Origin of the sequence: uncultured Microbacterium sp., from assembly GCF_947489255.1 — a bacterium.
GTDB classification, from domain to species: Bacteria; Actinomycetota; Actinomycetes; order Actinomycetales; family Microbacteriaceae; genus Microbacterium; species Microbacterium phycohabitans.
This window is the reverse complement of sequence record NZ_CANLCY010000003.1, coordinates 528,847-543,250: the sequence shown is the minus strand read 5'-3', so window position 1 is coordinate 543,250 and position 14,404 is coordinate 528,847. Positions and strand designations below refer to the sequence as shown.

Annotated in this window: 15 protein-coding genes; 9 read left to right on the top strand and 6 right to left on the bottom strand. The window is 73.1% G+C overall.

Features of this window, described 5'->3' with window-relative positions:
• The first annotated feature begins 18 nt into the window (after nucleotides 1-18).
• The gene (locus tag Q0818_RS09935; RefSeq protein WP_298874032.1) at nucleotides 19-1,344 is read left to right on the top strand and encodes an NAD(P)/FAD-dependent oxidoreductase; all 1,326 of its coding nucleotides are present in this window, start codon (nucleotides 19-21) and stop codon (nucleotides 1,342-1,344) included.
• A gap of 289 nt (nucleotides 1,345-1,633) precedes the next feature.
• On the opposite strand, the gene Q0818_RS09930 is transcribed toward Q0818_RS09935, so the two are convergent.
• Nucleotides 1,634-2,500, bottom strand: coding sequence for a sulfurtransferase (locus Q0818_RS09930; protein WP_298874029.1), 867 nt, complete (start codon nucleotides 2,498-2,500; stop codon nucleotides 1,634-1,636).
• Between the two features lie 4 nt (nucleotides 2,501-2,504).
• Nucleotides 2,505-3,017 (bottom strand): DUF4188 domain-containing protein, encoded by a 513-nt coding sequence (locus Q0818_RS09925; RefSeq protein WP_298874027.1) that lies wholly within the window; start codon nucleotides 3,015-3,017, stop codon nucleotides 2,505-2,507.
• A 68-nt stretch (nucleotides 3,018-3,085) separates the two neighbouring features.
• Here Q0818_RS09925 and Q0818_RS09920 point away from each other — a divergent pair, with 68 nt between their 5' ends.
• Entirely contained in the window at nucleotides 3,086-3,700 is a 615-nt protein-coding gene (locus tag Q0818_RS09920) for a MerR family transcriptional regulator (protein ID WP_298874025.1), read from the top strand.
• A 75-nt stretch (nucleotides 3,701-3,775) separates the two neighbouring features.
• Here Q0818_RS09920 and Q0818_RS09915 read toward each other — a convergent pair whose 3' ends face one another.
• A complete protein-coding gene (locus tag Q0818_RS09915) occupies nucleotides 3,776-4,066 on the bottom strand; it encodes a DUF4287 domain-containing protein (protein WP_298874024.1) in 291 nt (96 codons plus the stop codon).
• A gap of 89 nt (nucleotides 4,067-4,155) precedes the next feature.
• Between Q0818_RS09915 and Q0818_RS09910 the strand changes: the two genes are divergently transcribed.
• Both Q0818_RS09910 and Q0818_RS09905 read left to right on the top strand, forming a co-directional pair.
• Entirely contained in the window at nucleotides 4,156-4,617 is a 462-nt protein-coding gene (locus Q0818_RS09910; RefSeq protein ID WP_298874023.1) for a GNAT family N-acetyltransferase, read from the top strand.
• Nucleotides 4,617-6,377: a S16 family serine protease gene (locus tag Q0818_RS09905; protein ID WP_298874022.1), complete on the top strand. Its 1,761-nt coding sequence runs from the start codon at nucleotides 4,617-4,619 to the stop codon at nucleotides 6,375-6,377. The genes Q0818_RS09910 and Q0818_RS09905 overlap by 1 nt, the downstream gene beginning before the upstream one ends.
• A gap of 39 nt (nucleotides 6,378-6,416) precedes the next feature.
• On the opposite strand, the gene Q0818_RS09900 is transcribed toward Q0818_RS09905, so the two are convergent.
• From Q0818_RS09900 to Q0818_RS09890, 3 genes are all read right to left on the bottom strand, one after another.
• A complete protein-coding gene (locus Q0818_RS09900) occupies nucleotides 6,417-6,638 on the bottom strand; it encodes a hypothetical protein (RefSeq protein ID WP_298874020.1) in 222 nt (73 codons plus the stop codon).
• 91 nt (nucleotides 6,639-6,729) lie between these two features.
• On the bottom strand, nucleotides 6,730-7,719 hold the full coding sequence (locus tag Q0818_RS09895) for a DNA-3-methyladenine glycosylase 2 family protein (RefSeq protein WP_298874019.1): 990 nt from the start codon (nucleotides 7,717-7,719) through the stop codon (nucleotides 6,730-6,732).
• 73 nt (nucleotides 7,720-7,792) lie between these two features.
• The gene (locus tag Q0818_RS09890) at nucleotides 7,793-8,557 is read right to left on the bottom strand and encodes a winged helix-turn-helix domain-containing protein (protein ID WP_298874017.1); all 765 of its coding nucleotides are present in this window, start codon (nucleotides 8,555-8,557) and stop codon (nucleotides 7,793-7,795) included.
• A gap of 441 nt (nucleotides 8,558-8,998) precedes the next feature.
• On the opposite strand from Q0818_RS09890, the gene Q0818_RS09885 reads away from it, so the two are divergent.
• The 5 genes from Q0818_RS09885 to Q0818_RS09865 all read left to right on the top strand — a co-directional run bounded on the left by Q0818_RS09885 (nucleotide 8,999) and on the right by Q0818_RS09865 (nucleotide 14,397).
• The gene (locus Q0818_RS09885; protein ID WP_298874015.1) at nucleotides 8,999-9,298 is read left to right on the top strand and encodes a GNAT family N-acetyltransferase; all 300 of its coding nucleotides are present in this window, start codon (nucleotides 8,999-9,001) and stop codon (nucleotides 9,296-9,298) included.
• Between the two features lie 163 nt (nucleotides 9,299-9,461).
• Entirely contained in the window at nucleotides 9,462-9,671 is a 210-nt protein-coding gene (locus Q0818_RS09880; protein WP_298874013.1) for a hypothetical protein, read from the top strand.
• Between the two features lies 1 nt (nucleotide 9,672).
• Nucleotides 9,673-9,990 carry a hypothetical protein gene (locus Q0818_RS09875; protein ID WP_298874011.1) on the top strand — a complete coding sequence of 106 codons (318 nt, stop codon included), beginning with the start codon at nucleotides 9,673-9,675 and terminating at the stop codon, nucleotides 9,988-9,990.
• A 145-nt stretch (nucleotides 9,991-10,135) separates the two neighbouring features.
• A complete protein-coding gene (locus Q0818_RS09870) occupies nucleotides 10,136-11,290 on the top strand; it encodes an exonuclease SbcCD subunit D (RefSeq protein ID WP_298874009.1) in 1,155 nt (384 codons plus the stop codon).
• Complete coding sequence (locus Q0818_RS09865) at nucleotides 11,287-14,397, top strand: SMC family ATPase (RefSeq protein WP_298874007.1); 3,111 nt, start codon at nucleotides 11,287-11,289, stop codon at nucleotides 14,395-14,397. The genes Q0818_RS09870 and Q0818_RS09865 overlap by 4 nt, the downstream gene beginning before the upstream one ends.
• Nucleotides 14,398-14,404: the final 7 nt, after the last annotated feature.

Genomic DNA, 14,404 nt, shown 5'->3' with positions numbered 1-14,404 from the left:
CGAGCACGCGGAGGACGCATGGACACGGTGGACACCCTCGTCGTCGGGGCGGGTATCTCGGGCCTGGCCGCCGCCCGGCTGCTCTCCCGACACGGGCAGCGGGTGGTCGTACTCGAGGCCCGCGACCGCGTCGGGGGACGTGTCTTCACCGACCGCACCGAGGGGCACATCACCGATCGCGGTGCGTCGTGGATCCACGGCATCGACGACAGTCCCGTCGCCGAGGCGGCCCGGGCGTTCGGAATGCCGATGGTGGAGTTCACCGTCGGCGGATACCAGCCCGACTCGCGACCGCTGACGTACTTCGACGCTGCCGGGCACCGCCTCTCGGCGGGAGACGTCCGGCAGTACGCCGACGACATCCGCACGCTCAACGCAGCGCTGGTGGGCATCATCGCCGAGGCCGACGACGACGCCACCTACGCCGAGGTGGTGGAACGCGCGCTCGCCGCGCAGGACTGGGATGCCGAGCGTGCCGAGCGCGTGCGGGAGTACAACGACCGCCGGGCCCAGGAGCAGTACGGGATCGGCATGGACGGCCTCGGCGCCCACGGTCTCGACGACGACACCGTCAACGGCGACGAGGTGGTCTTCCCGCGGGGATACGACGAACTCGCGACGCACTTCGCCGAGGGGCTCGACGTGCGGCTGGAGCACGTGGTCTCGCGTGTGCGGTGGGCGCCGGAGGGGGCCGAGGTCGAGACCGATCGCGGCACGTTCCGCGCTCGGCACGTGGTGGTCACGGTGCCGGTGGGAGTCCTCCACGCGGGGGATCTCGTTCTCGAGCCGGCCCTGCCCGAGGCGCACGCTCGCGCTCTCGGCCTGCTGCGCATGAACGCGTTCGAGAAGGTCGTGCTGCGTTTCGCCGAGCGGTTCTGGGAGGACGGGGTCTACGGCATCCGGCAGCTCGGAGACGAGGGGGAGTGGTGGCACTCCTGGTACGACCTGGGGCGTCTGCACGACGAACCCGCGCTGCTGACCTTCGCGGCGGGGCCCGCCGCCGTGGCCACGCGCGCGTGGAGCGACGACGAGATCGTCGCCTCCACTCTCGCGCAGCTGCGGAGGCTGTACGGCGACGCGGTCCCCACCCCCGAGAGCGCTCTCGTCACCCGCTGGCAGGACGATCCGTTCTCGCGCGGGTCCTACGCGTACATGCTCCCCGGATCAATCGGCGCCGACCACGACGACCTCGCCGAGCCCCTCGGCGACGGGACGCTGCACCTCGCGGGGGAGGCGACGTGGGGCGATGATCCGGCGACGGTGCCGGGCGCGATGCTGTCGGGTCACCGCGCGGCGCAGAACGTCCTGCGGCGCGAGCTGCCGGTCAGCGACCTCTGGGCGTAGTCCCGCGCCGCGGGAGGTTCCCTGAAAGGCGGGAGGTCCTCTGAGCGGCGGGAGGTCCCTGGACGCGGGAGGTCCCTGAGCGGCGGGAGGTCCCTGAGCCTGTCGAAGGGACCGGAGGCTTCGACAGGCTCAGCCTCCTGCGCGGGGACCGGGGGCTTCGACAAGCTCAGCCTCCTGCGCGGGGACCGGAGGCTTCGACAAGCTCAGCCTCCTGCGCGGGGACCGGAGGCTTCGACAGGCTCAGCCTCCTGCGCGGGACCGGGGCTCAGCCTCAGCGCGGGACCGGGGCTCAGCCTCGGCGCGGGGCCGGGCCCGTCGCCACGGGGAGCTCGGGGTGGTTCGACCACTGACTCCACGAACCCGCGTACAGCCGCGGCTCGAACCCCGCGAGCGTGAGGGCGACCGCCTGATGCGCCGCGGTGACCCCCGACCCGCAGTACACCCCGACGCTCATCCCGTCTTCGGCGCCGAGCATGCGGAAACGCGATCGCAGTTCCTCGGGGGAGCGGAACCGTCCGTCGTCGCCGACGTTCTCGGTGGTGGGGGCGCTCACCGCGCCCGGCACGTGTCCCGCGCGCGGGTCGATGGGCTCGGCCTCCCCGCGGTATCGCTCCGCGGCGCGTGCGTCGAGCAACAGGCCCTCGGCGGCGAAGCCGGCGACGTCGTCGAGTTCGAGTGCGGGCAGGGCGCCGTAGGCGAGCTCGACGGTCCCGGGCGTCGGGGGCGCGGCATCCCCCTCCTCCTGCTCGTACCCGGCGTCGGTCCAGGCCCGGAGGGCGCCGTCGAGCAGGCGCACGTCGGCGAGACCGGCGTAGCGCAACAGCCACCACGCCCGGGCGCTGGCCATGTTGTTCGCGTCGTCGTAGACCACGACGGTGTCGCCGGGATCGATCCCCCACCGCCGCGCCGTCGCCTGCAGGTCGTGGACCGACGGGAGGGGATGCCGGCCCTCGGTCGGGGCGCCGTGGGCGGCGAGGTCGTGGTCGAGCGCGACGTACTGCGCGCCGGGAACATGACCCGCGCGGTAGTCGGGGCGGCCGTCGGGGCGGTCGAGCCGCCACCGCACGTCGAGCACGCGCACCGGTCCCCCGTCGGGGTACGCCCCCGCGGCGAGGGCGGCGTTCAGGTCGGCTGCGGAGGTGAGGATCGATTCCATACGCTCATTCTGACCCCCGGGATCCGGCCCGTGCGCCGCCCGTTCGACCGTCGGCCACCCGCGCGCGAGCCCGATCGTGTCGGGAGGAGATCGGCACCACCGCGGTCGCTTTCGGAAGACCCATCGCGGGGGTGCCGACGTAGATGGTCTCGGCTCGATCGACGACGTAGGTCTCGTGCCAGATGCCGACGACGCCCGGATTCTTCCGCGCTCGCCGGTTGAAGCGGGTCCACGCCGGTCGGTGCTCCTGCAACGGCGCGGAGGCGTAGGCGTAGAGCTTGTCGAGCGACGACCAGTACTGCACGAGATAGGGGCCGCGCGATCCGAGGAGCATGGTGAAGCCCAACAGGCCCGAATCGGGGTCGACGCTGAGCTCGCGCAGCATCTTGGGCATGTCGCCCATCAGCGGCATCCACTGGTCGAGGCGCCACCAGCGGTTCACGGTCATGCCGATGTGGAAGACGACGAGTTCGTCGTCCCAGCGATGGGTCACGCGACCCGGATTGATGGATGCCATGGCTCGTCCTCACTCGATAGTGTCACTATCTAGTGTTGGATAGTCTCGCTATCGAGTCAAGGGGGAATGTGCGCATCTCAGAGCTGGCGACGCGGAGCGGCGTCCCCGTCGCCACCATCAAGTACTACCTGCGCGAGAAGGTGCTGCCCGAGGGGGAGCGCTCGTCGGCGACGCAGGCCGCCTACGGCGAGGCGCACGTGCAGCGACTCGGCGTCATCCGCGCCCTCGTCGATGCGGGGGTGGGCATCTCGGGCGTGCGCAAGGTCGTGGCGGTGCTCGAGGAGCCCCCGGAGAATCCCTACGACCTGCTCGGCGCCGCCAACGCCGCCGTCACCCCGCAGGTGTCGGCCGATCTCGACCTCACGGCGGCCAACGTTCTGCTCGAGCGGATGGGAGGCTCGGTCGACAGCTGCTTCCCCGACCAGATCGCCGCGGTCGCCCACGCTCTCGCGACCCTCGACCGCGCCGGCTTCACGGTGCCGGAGCCGGTCATGGACGCTTATATCGAGCACCTCGGCGCGCTCGCCGAGGCCGAACTCGCCGCGACCCCCGAGACCTCGATCGAGGATGCCGTCCGCTACGTCGTGCTGGGCACGGCCCTCGTCGAGCCCCTCATCCTGGCGCTGCGTCGCGTCGCCGAACAGGTCGCTGCCTCGGAGCGTTTCGGCTCCGGCGCCGCCTGAACCCGGTGCCGCCGAGACCCGGCAGCGCCGGGGCTCGAGCGAGCTCGACGGCGGGCGCTCCTGCTCCGGCGCCGCCTAGGCGTTCGGATTCGACGCGGCACCGTCGAGCCAGAGCTCGTCGCTCGCGTCGCCGTGCGGTCCGCCGCGGCCGACATGCGCGTCGCTGATCTTCGGACCCTTCGTGATCACGTGCACCAGCGCCATCCCGTGCCCGCGACCGAGCTCGTAGTCGTCCTTCAGCCACTGCAGGATGGGACCGGCCTTCGTGTCGGGCCCGAAGCCGCGCTCGTCGGCGAGCGCGAGGAACTGGCGCGGGGTGAGCCCCGTCTTGGTCTCGATGTTGTCGAGGTACGCCTGGAACGACATGACGCGAGGCTAGCGGCACGGCGCGGGCCGGGTCCAGGAAGGAGCCGTCGTCGTCCTCGTCGTGCACGACGCCCGGGTACGGTCGAAGGATGGCCGTCACCCTGCACCGGGCGCCCGTCGCCGACATCGCGCCGCTCACGCTCTACCGCATCCTGTGGATGAGAGTGAGCGTGTTCGTCGTCGAGCAGGAGGCCGCTTACCCCGAGATCGACGGCCGTGACATCGAGCCGGGCGCCGAGCTCATGTGGGCGAGCGAGGGCGACGACGTGCTCGCCACCCTGCGGCTGCTGCGCGAGCCGGCGAACACCCGCATCGGACGGGTCGCCACCGCCCCGCACGCCCGCGGCCGCGGCATCGCCGCCGACCTCATGCGCGCGGCGGTCTCCCACCTGGATGCCGAGGCTCCCGGCATCCCCGTCCTGCTCGACGCGCAGGCGCACCTCGCCCCGTGGTACGGCCGCTTCGGGTTCGTCGTCTCGGGCGCGCCCTTCGCGGAGGACGGCATCCCGCACGTGCCCATGAGTCGCTCGTCGAGCTCCGACGACGCGTGATGCGACGCGCGCTGCCCGCCGCCGCCCTGGCACTCGTGTGCGGGCTGGTGCTCGCGGGGTGCGACCTGAAGTTCTCGCTCGGGTTCGGTTCCGGCTCCGACGGGTCGTTCTCGGGTTCGGAGCTGACCGTGCCCGTGCTCTACGCGAGCGGTGAGAAGGGCGGGGTGACCAGTCAGCGCATCACGGCCGACTCCGCCGACGGGGGCGAGTTGAGCATCGACATCACCGAGAACGACGTCAGCGGCGTCGATCCGGTCACCCAATCGGCGACGTGGACCGCCGTGACCGCCGCGACGCTGCTGACCGGAGCCCGCCCCGACACGGCCTACACCTTCGGCTTCGACGCGCGCATCGCCACCCCGGCGGCGGGCGCGGTCACCGCGGTCGGCGTGCTCGCGCTGTACTACGGCACCGAGGTGCAGTCCGGGGTCGCGCTCACGGGCGCGGTGACCCCGCTCGGTGCCGTGAGTCCGGTGGCGGGGCTCCCCGAACAGATCTCCGCGGCGATCGAGGCCGGCGGCATCGACACCATCCTGATCCCCGCGGGGCAGCGGACGGCCGTGGATGCCGATGGCACCGCGGTCGACCTCGACCAGCTCGCCGCGACCGGGGGCATGACCGTCACGGAGGTCGCCGACATCGCGAGCGCCTACAGCGTCATGACCGGGGAGGACCTCCCCGAGGGCGCCTTCCCGACGCCCCCGCCCTCGCCGTCGCCCCTGTCCACGGCGGAGGATGCGTCGACGGCTCCGGTCGCGGTGGCCGCCGCGGTCGACGACGCGCTGGATCGCGCACGGTCGTCGCTCGACTCCGCGCCCGAGAGCACCCTCGCCGATCGCGCGCGAGCGGCGATCGCGCGCAGCGAGCAGCTGCGGGAGACGAACGACACCGGCGGCGCGTGGGCCGCGGCGTCGACCGCCGCTGACACCGCGGCTGCGGCTGCGGCTCCCGCACTCTCGCCGGCGGAGGCGGTGACGCTCGCCGCCGACGCCACGACCACCGCCGACGCGCTGCTGGACGAGCTGTCGGACGCGCCCTCGACGCTCGACGACGCCGACTCCGTGCTCACGGCGATCGGCTGGGCGGCCGACGCCCGCGCGCTCGCCGATCAGGCGCAGACGTTCCTCGCGGCCGACGCCGACCCCTCCCTCGCCCCCGCGGGGCTGACCTCGGCCGCGCTGGCATCCTCGTCGGTGCAGACCGCGCGGGCCCTCGCGGACCTCCGTGGCGAGGTCGAGGGCGCCGGTGGTCTCGCGTCCGAGGCCGACCTCGACGGGCTCGCGTCGCTGCTGCGACGGGCCGCGGTCGCCGCGACCGATGCCTACGACGCGCGGCGCGGCGACAGCCCCGTCGCCTCCGACGACCTGAACGGGCTCCGGACGATCGCCTTCGAGGCGGCGCGCGACGAGCTCGGCACGCGCGCCGACGAGGGCGGAGCATGGCTCGCGCTGGGAGTCGCGAACGCCGCGTTCGCTCGCAGTTCCGCGGCGTTGTCGGCGTTGTCCGCGGTGCGGGTGCCCGACGGTGTCGATCCCTCGGACGCCATCGCCCAGCGCATCGGCATCGCCGACGAATACACGGTCCGCGCGGTCGACGCCCTCACGGCGACCGGGGCGACCCTCCCGCTACTGCGGGGCGCCCTCACTGATGCGGCGGCCGCCGCGGCATCCGCTCCCGTGCCGGGCGCCTCGGGGGTGTTCACGACGCCGTTCCTGCGCGCGCGGGTCCTGGCCTTCGCCGGCGGGGTGCAGCGCGACTGACTCCGCTGCGTTCGACCAGCGCTCGTCGCCGCGGCGACGTCAGAGCTGGATGCCGTTGTCGGGGTCGTTCACGCCGACGTTGCGTCCGCGGCTCGATTCGTAGGCGATGAGCCAGCCGACCGAGACGGCCGCGGCGATCACGACGCCGAGCCACACGTTCTGCCAGACGAGGCCGAAGAGGATGCCGAGCCCCAGCAGCAGCACGCTGCCGAGGACCCAGTACGTGCGTCCGCGCGGCCAGCCGGTGCCTGATTGCGTCATGCGCCCAGACTAGGCGGCGTGCGTGAGCGGCGCGCGTTCGACCCCGCCGGGTGTTGCGTGCGTCGTGCGGGCGGCACGCGGGCGGGGTCGGTCACCGGTCGCGATGGTCTTCCGGGTGCAGGCGCGGACCGCGGCGGGGCTCCAGACCGGCACCGGCGTAGATGAGGCGGATGACGCGCTGTCGGTGCCCCGCGAACGGCTCGAGCAGTTCGAGCATGCCGTCGTCGTCGGTGCGGTGACCGGTAAGGGCGTACCCCACCTGGTGGGCGAGGTGGTAGTCGCCCACGCTCACGGCATCCGGGTCTCCGAAGGCGCGGATGCGCGTCTCGGCACTGGTCCAGATGCCGACGCCGCGCAGACCGATGAACACGCGGTCGCGCGCCTCGCCGTCGATCGCCGCGCTCGCCGCACGGACGACGGTGGCCCCGCGCCGTGCGGTCTCGACGATGGTGCGCGACTGGGGCGGCTCGAGACCGGCGCGGTGCCAGGCCCACGAGGGGACGTGCCGCCAGCCCTCGATGTCGGGGGGAGCGAACATCGGGCGCGGCGTCGGGCCCGGCGCCCGTTCTCCGTACCAGGTGACGATGCTGCGCCACGCGGAGAACGCCTGCATGCTCGTGACCTTCTGCTCCATGATGGCGCTCACCAGTGCGTCGAAGACGAGGTCGGTGCGCCCGATACGGAGGTCGGGATGCCGGTGGTGCCACTGCGCGACCGACGGATGCCGAGACGCGTCGAAGCCGTCGGCATCGTCGAGCGCGCCGCACAGGGCGGGGAGCTGATCGAGCGCCCACGAGGCGCCCGGACCCCACGCTGCCGCGCGCACACCACCGCCGGCACGCTGCCGGATGGCGAGCGTCGCGACGCCGATCGGCGTACGGCTGACCCGCCAGACGACGCCGCCGCTCGCCAGGGGCGCGGTCGCGAGGTAGGTCGGGTCGTTGACGCCGTGGCGTTGCGCGGAGACCGCGCGCGAGATGTCGACCGCACGAGCGGGGCGGTATTCGGTCTCGAGCGGGCGCTCGGGCGGTGCGAGAAGGTCTTGCGTCGCGCGCCGCGTGCGCTCCCCGGTCGACCTCATGCCGACACCCTACGTGGCATCGCCGACATCGTGGCATCCACGGTTCCGATCAGCCGCGCGGAGGCCGGGACGATCAGAAACGGTCGGGCGAGGGCGTGCCGTGTCCGTAGCGGATCGAGACGTCGGCGTGACGGTCGAAGCGGTAGCCGACGCCGCGCACGGTGCGCACGATGTCTTCGTAGGCGCCGAGCTTCGCGCGCAGGCGCCGCACGTGCACGTCGATGGTGCGCTCGCCCGGGGCGTCTTCGTCGGTCGCGCCCTCCCACAGGGAGGCGACCAGCTCGGTGCGCTCGATCGTGCGCCCCTCGCGCAGGACGAGGTACTGCAGCAGCTCGAACTCCTTGAACGTGAACGCCGCGGACTCGCCGTCGATGAGCACGCGCTTGCGGGAGATGTCGACGACCACGCCGCCGGGCGCGCGGTCCTCCTCGGCGGGTTCGTCCTTGGTACGGGCCACGGCCGACGGCTCGTGAAGCGCGAGGCGGACCACGTCGACGTCGCGGCCGCCCGAGCCCACCGGAGCCAGTGCGACGGTCGCGTACGTCTCGGCGGCGGGGGCCAGTTCACCGAGGGTGCGGCGCAGCGCCTCGACCAACGTGCCGAGGCTGACCCCGGCGGCGGCGGCCTTGGCCTCGTCGATTCCGACGTAGAGGGCGAATCCCCGCGGAGCGGTGGTGGTCGCCGCGCGGGGGGCATCGGCGGCGGGGTCGGCGGGGGCGCTCACCGCAGAAGGACGCGGGGTGGCGGCGCGAGGGGTGGCGGGCACCGTCACGCGCGGAGTCTGCGGGCGGGCGGCGGAGGCGGTCTGGGGGCGGTCGAGAACAGCGGAGATCGACATGAGAAGAAAGTCCTTGGGTGGGTGAACCCGGAAGCGTCGTCAGAGAGCGGGGTTCGACGGGAGGTGGGGGCCGAAGGGCCGGAGCGCGGAACCGTGGATCGCGTGATCGACGCGAGTCTCAGGTGACCGGGGGACGAGGTCGGCGTTCAGAAGCTCGAGGTCGTCCGGGCGAGGGGTCGCTGTTAGCGGCACATTCGACAACACATGACAGCGCGGCCGGGCATCATCATGCCGGCAGTCCTGTTCGCCTCCCGGGCGGACAGAGAACGCACAGTCACAGTCATGGGGGCGATTATTACCTACCGCGTCGTGAATGGTCAAATCCGGACCGGGCGGGCGAGCGTCGCGCATTCTGCTCAACTGTGAGGGGCCATCCCTGGTGCGAGCTGGGCATTCTGCGTGAGAACGCCTGCCCGTTCGGGAGCGGCGTACTCTCTCGGCATGGCCGACCTGAGTTTCGCCGACGACAAGACGGCATCCCGCTTCACCCTCCACCACGGGGGTGACCTCGTCTCCGTGCTCGATTACCGCGACGACGGGCGCACCATCGCCCTCACGCGCGCATTCACCGTCCCGACCTTCCGGGGGCACGGATACGCCGCCGTCATCACCGAGCGGGCCGTCGATGCGATCGAGGCCGAGGGCGACCGCGAGATCATCCCCGTCTGCTGGTACGTGGGGGAGTGGTTCGAGGCGCACCCCGAGCGGGCGGGACTGCTGCAGGCGCGCCGCTCGTCCTGACCCCCGACCGGCGCCGACGCGTCGGGCCGGGTGTCGGGCTCGTGGTCGATCGGGTCTGAGGCGAACAGCGTCCTTCCGCGCCTACGCGCGCGTGCGGCGAGCGTCAACCCCTGCCCGGCGGCCCCCCGGCCCCGCGAAGCTGGACATCTCGAAAGGGGGAGTCATGAACGACGACCGCGATCTACCCGAAGGCGTCATCGACGCCGACCCGCCCGGAGGCTGGGAGAGCGGCGCCGTCGCCGACGCCGAGACCGCCGAGCGCAACGAGAGCGCCAAGGGATCGCCGCGCCTGAACGACGCCGCGCCCTCGGATCCCATCGAGGGCGACGCCGCCAGCCACGGCATCGACCCCGACCTGAGCACGGAGGAGTGACATGACGAACGAGACCCGGGCCCCCCAGCCCAGCGACAGCGCCGACGGCGGCGCCGGAGCAGCCGACTCGGTGGGCGGCGCCGTGCACCGCGACCGCAAGGTCGCGCGGCCCGACGAGCAGTCGGAGCCGGCCATGGACACCCACCCCACCGACGACGAAGCCCGCATCCAGGGCGTGGTCGTGCAGACGCGCGCCGACGTCGGGGAAAAGAGCGAGGAACGCATCGCCGACGTGCTGCGTCAGCGCTTCGCAGAGGTCGGGCTCGACCTGGGCGACGACCGCATCCGGGCGCTCGCGGCGGAGGTCGCCGCGTCCTGACCGTCTTCACGAGCGCCCCGCACCCCCGTTGGATGCGGGGCGCTCGTGCGTGAGGAGGGGGCCCGCCGTCCCGGGGCCGCCACGCTCGCACCCCGGCCGGGCGTCGCTGCGCGCCGATGTCGGAGGTGCGACGTACCGTGGCTGCATGCGGATCCTGCACACCTCCGACTGGCACATCGGGCGCACCTTCCACGGGCACTCGACGCTCGACGCGCTGAGCACGGTGCTCGCCACGCTCGTGGAACAGGTGCGCGAGAACGCCGTCGACGTGGTCATCGTCGCGGGAGACGTGTTCGATTCGGCCGCTCCCTCGGCCGCCTGCTACCCCGTCCTCACGCAGACGCTGGCGTCGTTGGCCGAGACCGGTGCGCGGGTCGTCGTCACCAGCGGCAACCACGACTCGGCGGCTCGGCTCGGCTTCCAGTCGGCGCTGCTGCGCGATGAGATCACGGTGATCACCGACCCCGCCACGGTGGGCACCCCGGTCACCCTCGTCGACGAGCACGGTCCGGTGCACGTGTACGGCATCCCGTATCTCGAACCCGCGATCGTCCGCCACCTGTGGGCGGGCGTCGAATTGCGCAGTCAAGCGCAGACGATGGCGCACGCGTTCGAGATCGTCCGGGCCGACCTGTCCGCGCGCGGCGGTCGCGCGGTCGTCGCCGCCCACTGCTTCGCCGCGGGGGTCGACTCCACGCCCGGCGTCGAGCGCGAGATCCGTCAGGGCGGTCTCGACGTCGTCCCGCTGTCGACCTTCGACGGACCCGACTACGTCGCCCTGGGGCACATCCACGGTCGTCAGCAGCTGTCCGACCGCGTGCGCTACGCGGGGGCGCCGTTGCACTACAGCTTCGGTGAGGCCGGCAAACCGCGGGGCTCGTGGCTCGTCGATCTCGACGCCGACGGTCTCGCCGCGGTCTCGTGGCTCGCTCTGCCCGTCCCGCGGCCCCTCGCGACCCTGCGGGGCCCGCTCGACGACCTGCTCACCGACGAGCGTTTCGCCGGCCACGACGAGCACTGGGTGCGCGCCGAATACACCGACGCCACCCCGCAGCCCGATCCGATGCGCCGGCTGCAGGCCCGTTTCCCGTGGTGCGCCACCGTCGTGCACCTCCCCGAGAACACGATGGACGACGACGCCGTGGGCTACGCCCAGCGCGTGCGCGCGGCGCGCGACGACGGCGAAGTCATCGACGCGTTCCTCTCGCACGTCCGCGAGGGCGAGGCGGCGTCCGAGGCCGAACGAGCCCTCATCCGCGAGGTGCTCGACGCGCGTCGAGTCGCGGAGGCGCGGTCGTGAAGCTGCACCGCCTCGAGCTCGAGGGCTTCGGGCCCTTCCTCGAGACGCAGACCGTCGACTTCGACGCCTTCGCCGCCGACGGGATCTTCCTCATCACCGGGCGCACGGGTGCGGGCAAGTCGAGCGTGCTCGACGGCGTCTGCTACGCCCTTTACGGGGGAGTCCCGCGGTACGACGGAGCGGAGCGTCGGCTGCGCAGCGATCACTGCGGCCCCGACGACCCGACGCGGGTGACGCTCGAGTTCAGCGCCGCCGGGCGGCGCTGGCGCATCACGCGATCCCCCGAGTTCGAGCGGCCCAAGCGTCGAGGCGGGGGAACCACCAGAGAACCCCACCGGGCGCTGCTCGAGGTGTCGGCCTCCGAGGGGTGGACCGGCGTGGCCGCACGCCCGGTCGACGTCGCGGCGCACCTCGACGAGATCCTCGGGCTCACGCAGCAGCAGTTCCTCCAGGTCATCCTGCTCGCGCAGAACCGCTTCGCGCGGTTCCTGCTCGCGAAGAACGACGAGCGACTGAGTCTGCTGCGCACCCTCTTCGGCACCCGCACCTTCGAGCAGTACGCCACCGACCTCGACGACCGTCGCAAACGAGCCCACGACGCGCTCGCGGCCGAGGGCGTCGAGGTGGCGACGCTGCTCGACGAGGCGGAACGCCTGGCCGGGGAGCTCGACGCCGTCGGCGCCGCCGATGTCGACGCCGACGCCGACGCGGATCGATCGGCCGGCGTCGGCGCCGATCCCGGTGCGCTCTCGAGCGTCGACCGGCTCGCCCGCATCGTCCGCGCCGTCGACCGTGCCGAGTACCGCGTCGAGACCTTCGCACGCGAGCGCGAGGCCGCCGACGTGCGCCTCGACGCCGCCCTGCTCGCGGAGCGCGAAGCGACCGCCTTGCGGGGGCACCAGGATGAACGGCAGCGGGTCCGCGGACGCCTGGAGACGCTGGAGGCCGATGACGAACGGATCGCGGCGCTCCGCGCGGAGGCTGCTCTGGCGGCCGAAGCGGAGAGCATCCGCGCCGCCCTCGAGGGGGCCGTGGCGACGGCCTCGGCCGCGGCCGACACGAGCGAGCGCGTGCGCACCGCCGCCCGCGGGGCGAGGGAGCTCGGTGAAGAGGTCGGCAGCGAAAGCGACACGGAGCGTGAGACCTCCGAGGAAGCGGCCGGAGGGAGTGGTGCCGTCGACCTCGACGACGACGCCCTGAGTCGTCGCGCCGACGAGCTCGCGGCGTCGCTGTCGCGGGGAGAGACGGCGCTCGCCGCCGAGGTCGAGGCGCGTGAGGTCGATGTCCGCGTCGAGCGCCTCGCCGAACGGGCGGCGAAAGCCGAGGCCGAACGGGAGACCCTGCTCGCCGGGCGTGCCGACGTCCCCGCGATGCTGACCGTCCTCGACGAGCGCCTCGCCGAGCTGGCCGCGGGCGCAGCCGGTCGAGAGGCCGCGGTCGCCACGCGCGACGAGGTGCGCCACCGACTCGAGGCCTCCCGCGAGGCGGCTCGGCTGTCGGAGAAGCGCGATCAGGCCGACCTCGCGTCGCTCGTCCGCTCCGACGCCCTCCAGCGCGCCGTCGAGGCGTGGACCGCGCTCCTGCGGCGGAGGCTCGAAGGGGCCGCCGTCGAGCTCGCCCACGATCTCGTCGACGGAGAGCCGTGCGCGGTGTGCGGCGCGCGCGAACACCCCCGCCCCGCGCGGGGCGGCGCCGCACCCGTCTCCGATGACGAGCTCGCGGCGGCCGAGGAGCGCAAGAACCTCGCCGCGGAAGAAGACCGTCTGGCATCCGACGCAGCGCGGGTCGCACGCGACGCCCACGCGCTGGCCGCGGCTCGCGCGGGCGGAGAAGACGTCGAAACGCTGGCGACCCGCCTCACGGTGGCCGAGCAGGCCGTTGCCCAGGCGACCGCCGATGCGCAGGAGCACGAGCGGGTGCGGCTCGAGCGTGCGGCGGCGGCCGACCTCGCGGAGAAGATCTCGCGACGCCTCGACGAGGTGGGCGACGAGCTCGCCGAGTCCCGTCAGGAGCTCGCGCTCGCGCGGCAGCGTGCCGATGACCTCCAGCGGGTGGTGGCCGACGCGCGCGGGTCGTTCGACACGGTCGCCGCGCGACAGCGCGACCTCCGGGCGCGGCGCGACGCCATCCGCGAGCTCAGCGACGCGCGTGCCGATCATCTCCGCGCGCTCGACGCGCGGGAGGCCGCCGCCCGCGCCCTCGACACGTCGATCGCGGGCAGCTCCTTCCCCGATGCGGACGCCGTCGCCGCGGCGCTGCGTCCCGACGCCGAGCGACGTCGGATCGACGCGGTGGTCGCCGAGCACGCGGCGGACGTCGCCTCCACGAGACAACGGCTCCTCGAACTCGAACTGCAGTTGGTCGGATCGGATGACGAGACTCTCGATCTCGCGCCGTTCGTCGCCGAGGTCGCCTCCGCGCGGGCCGCCGTGCAGGCGGCCGCGGCTGCTCACGCGGCGGCGCGGGCGCTGGCCGAGCGACTCCGGGCGCTCGCGGAGCGCGCCGACGCTGCTCACGCCTCGGTGGCGGCGCTGGCCGAGGAGCACGCGGTCATCGCACGCCTGGCCGACACCGTGGCGGGCCGCGCACCGAACACCCGCCGCATGACGTTGGAGACCTTCGTCCTGGCAGCCGAGCTCGAAGAGATCGTCGCGGCCGCCAACGTGCGCCTCGGTGACATGTCGTCGGGCCGCTATCGTCTGCAGCACACCGACGCGCTCGCCGCTCGCGGCGCCGCGAGCGGGCTGGGCCTCGAGATCATGGACGCCTTCACCGGCCAGTGCCGACCACCGCAGTCGCTGTCCGGCGGAGAGACTTTCCTGACCTCGCTCGCCCTGGCGCTCGGACTGGCCGAAGTGGTCACCGCCCGGGCGGGCGGCATCCATCTCGACACGCTGTTCATCGACGAGGGCTTCGGGTCCCTCGACGACGACACCCTCGATCTCGCGATGCGCACGCTCGACGAGCTGCGCCAGGGCGGACGCACGGTGGGTGTCATCAGCCACGTGGCGTCGATGAAGGACCAACTGCCCGCACAGTTGCACGTGTCGGCGACCCCGCGCGGCCCGAGCATCATCCGCCACGATCACGGGATGGCGGCGATCTGAGAACCAT

Coding starts and splice junctions, on each gene's coding strand:
- Q0818_RS09905 (WP_298874022.1), top strand. CDS start 4,617: ATGCGACGCGCGCTGCCCGCCGCCGCCCTGGCACTCGTGTGCGGGCTG.
- Q0818_RS09900 (WP_298874020.1), bottom strand. CDS start 6,638: ATGACGCAATCAGGCACCGGCTGGCCGCGCGGACGCACGTACTGGGTC.
- Q0818_RS09875 (WP_298874011.1), top strand. CDS start 9,673: ATGACGAACGAGACCCGGGCCCCCCAGCCCAGCGACAGCGCCGACGGC.
- Q0818_RS09925 (WP_298874027.1), bottom strand. CDS start 3,017: ATGGCATCCATCAATCCGGGTCGCGTGACCCATCGCTGGGACGACGAA.
- Q0818_RS09930 (WP_298874029.1), bottom strand. CDS start 2,500: ATGGAATCGATCCTCACCTCCGCAGCCGACCTGAACGCCGCCCTCGCC.
- Q0818_RS09870 (WP_298874009.1), top strand. CDS start 10,136: ATGCGGATCCTGCACACCTCCGACTGGCACATCGGGCGCACCTTCCAC.
- Q0818_RS09895 (WP_298874019.1), bottom strand. CDS start 7,719: ATGAGGTCGACCGGGGAGCGCACGCGGCGCGCGACGCAAGACCTTCTC.
- Q0818_RS09885 (WP_298874015.1), top strand. CDS start 8,999: ATGGCCGACCTGAGTTTCGCCGACGACAAGACGGCATCCCGCTTCACC.
- Q0818_RS09915 (WP_298874024.1), bottom strand. CDS start 4,066: ATGTCGTTCCAGGCGTACCTCGACAACATCGAGACCAAGACGGGGCTC.
- Q0818_RS09935 (WP_298874032.1), top strand. CDS start 19: ATGGACACGGTGGACACCCTCGTCGTCGGGGCGGGTATCTCGGGCCTG.
- Q0818_RS09880 (WP_298874013.1), top strand. CDS start 9,462: ATGAACGACGACCGCGATCTACCCGAAGGCGTCATCGACGCCGACCCG.
- Q0818_RS09890 (WP_298874017.1), bottom strand. CDS start 8,557: ATGTCGATCTCCGCTGTTCTCGACCGCCCCCAGACCGCCTCCGCCGCC.
- Q0818_RS09910 (WP_298874023.1), top strand. CDS start 4,156: ATGGCCGTCACCCTGCACCGGGCGCCCGTCGCCGACATCGCGCCGCTC.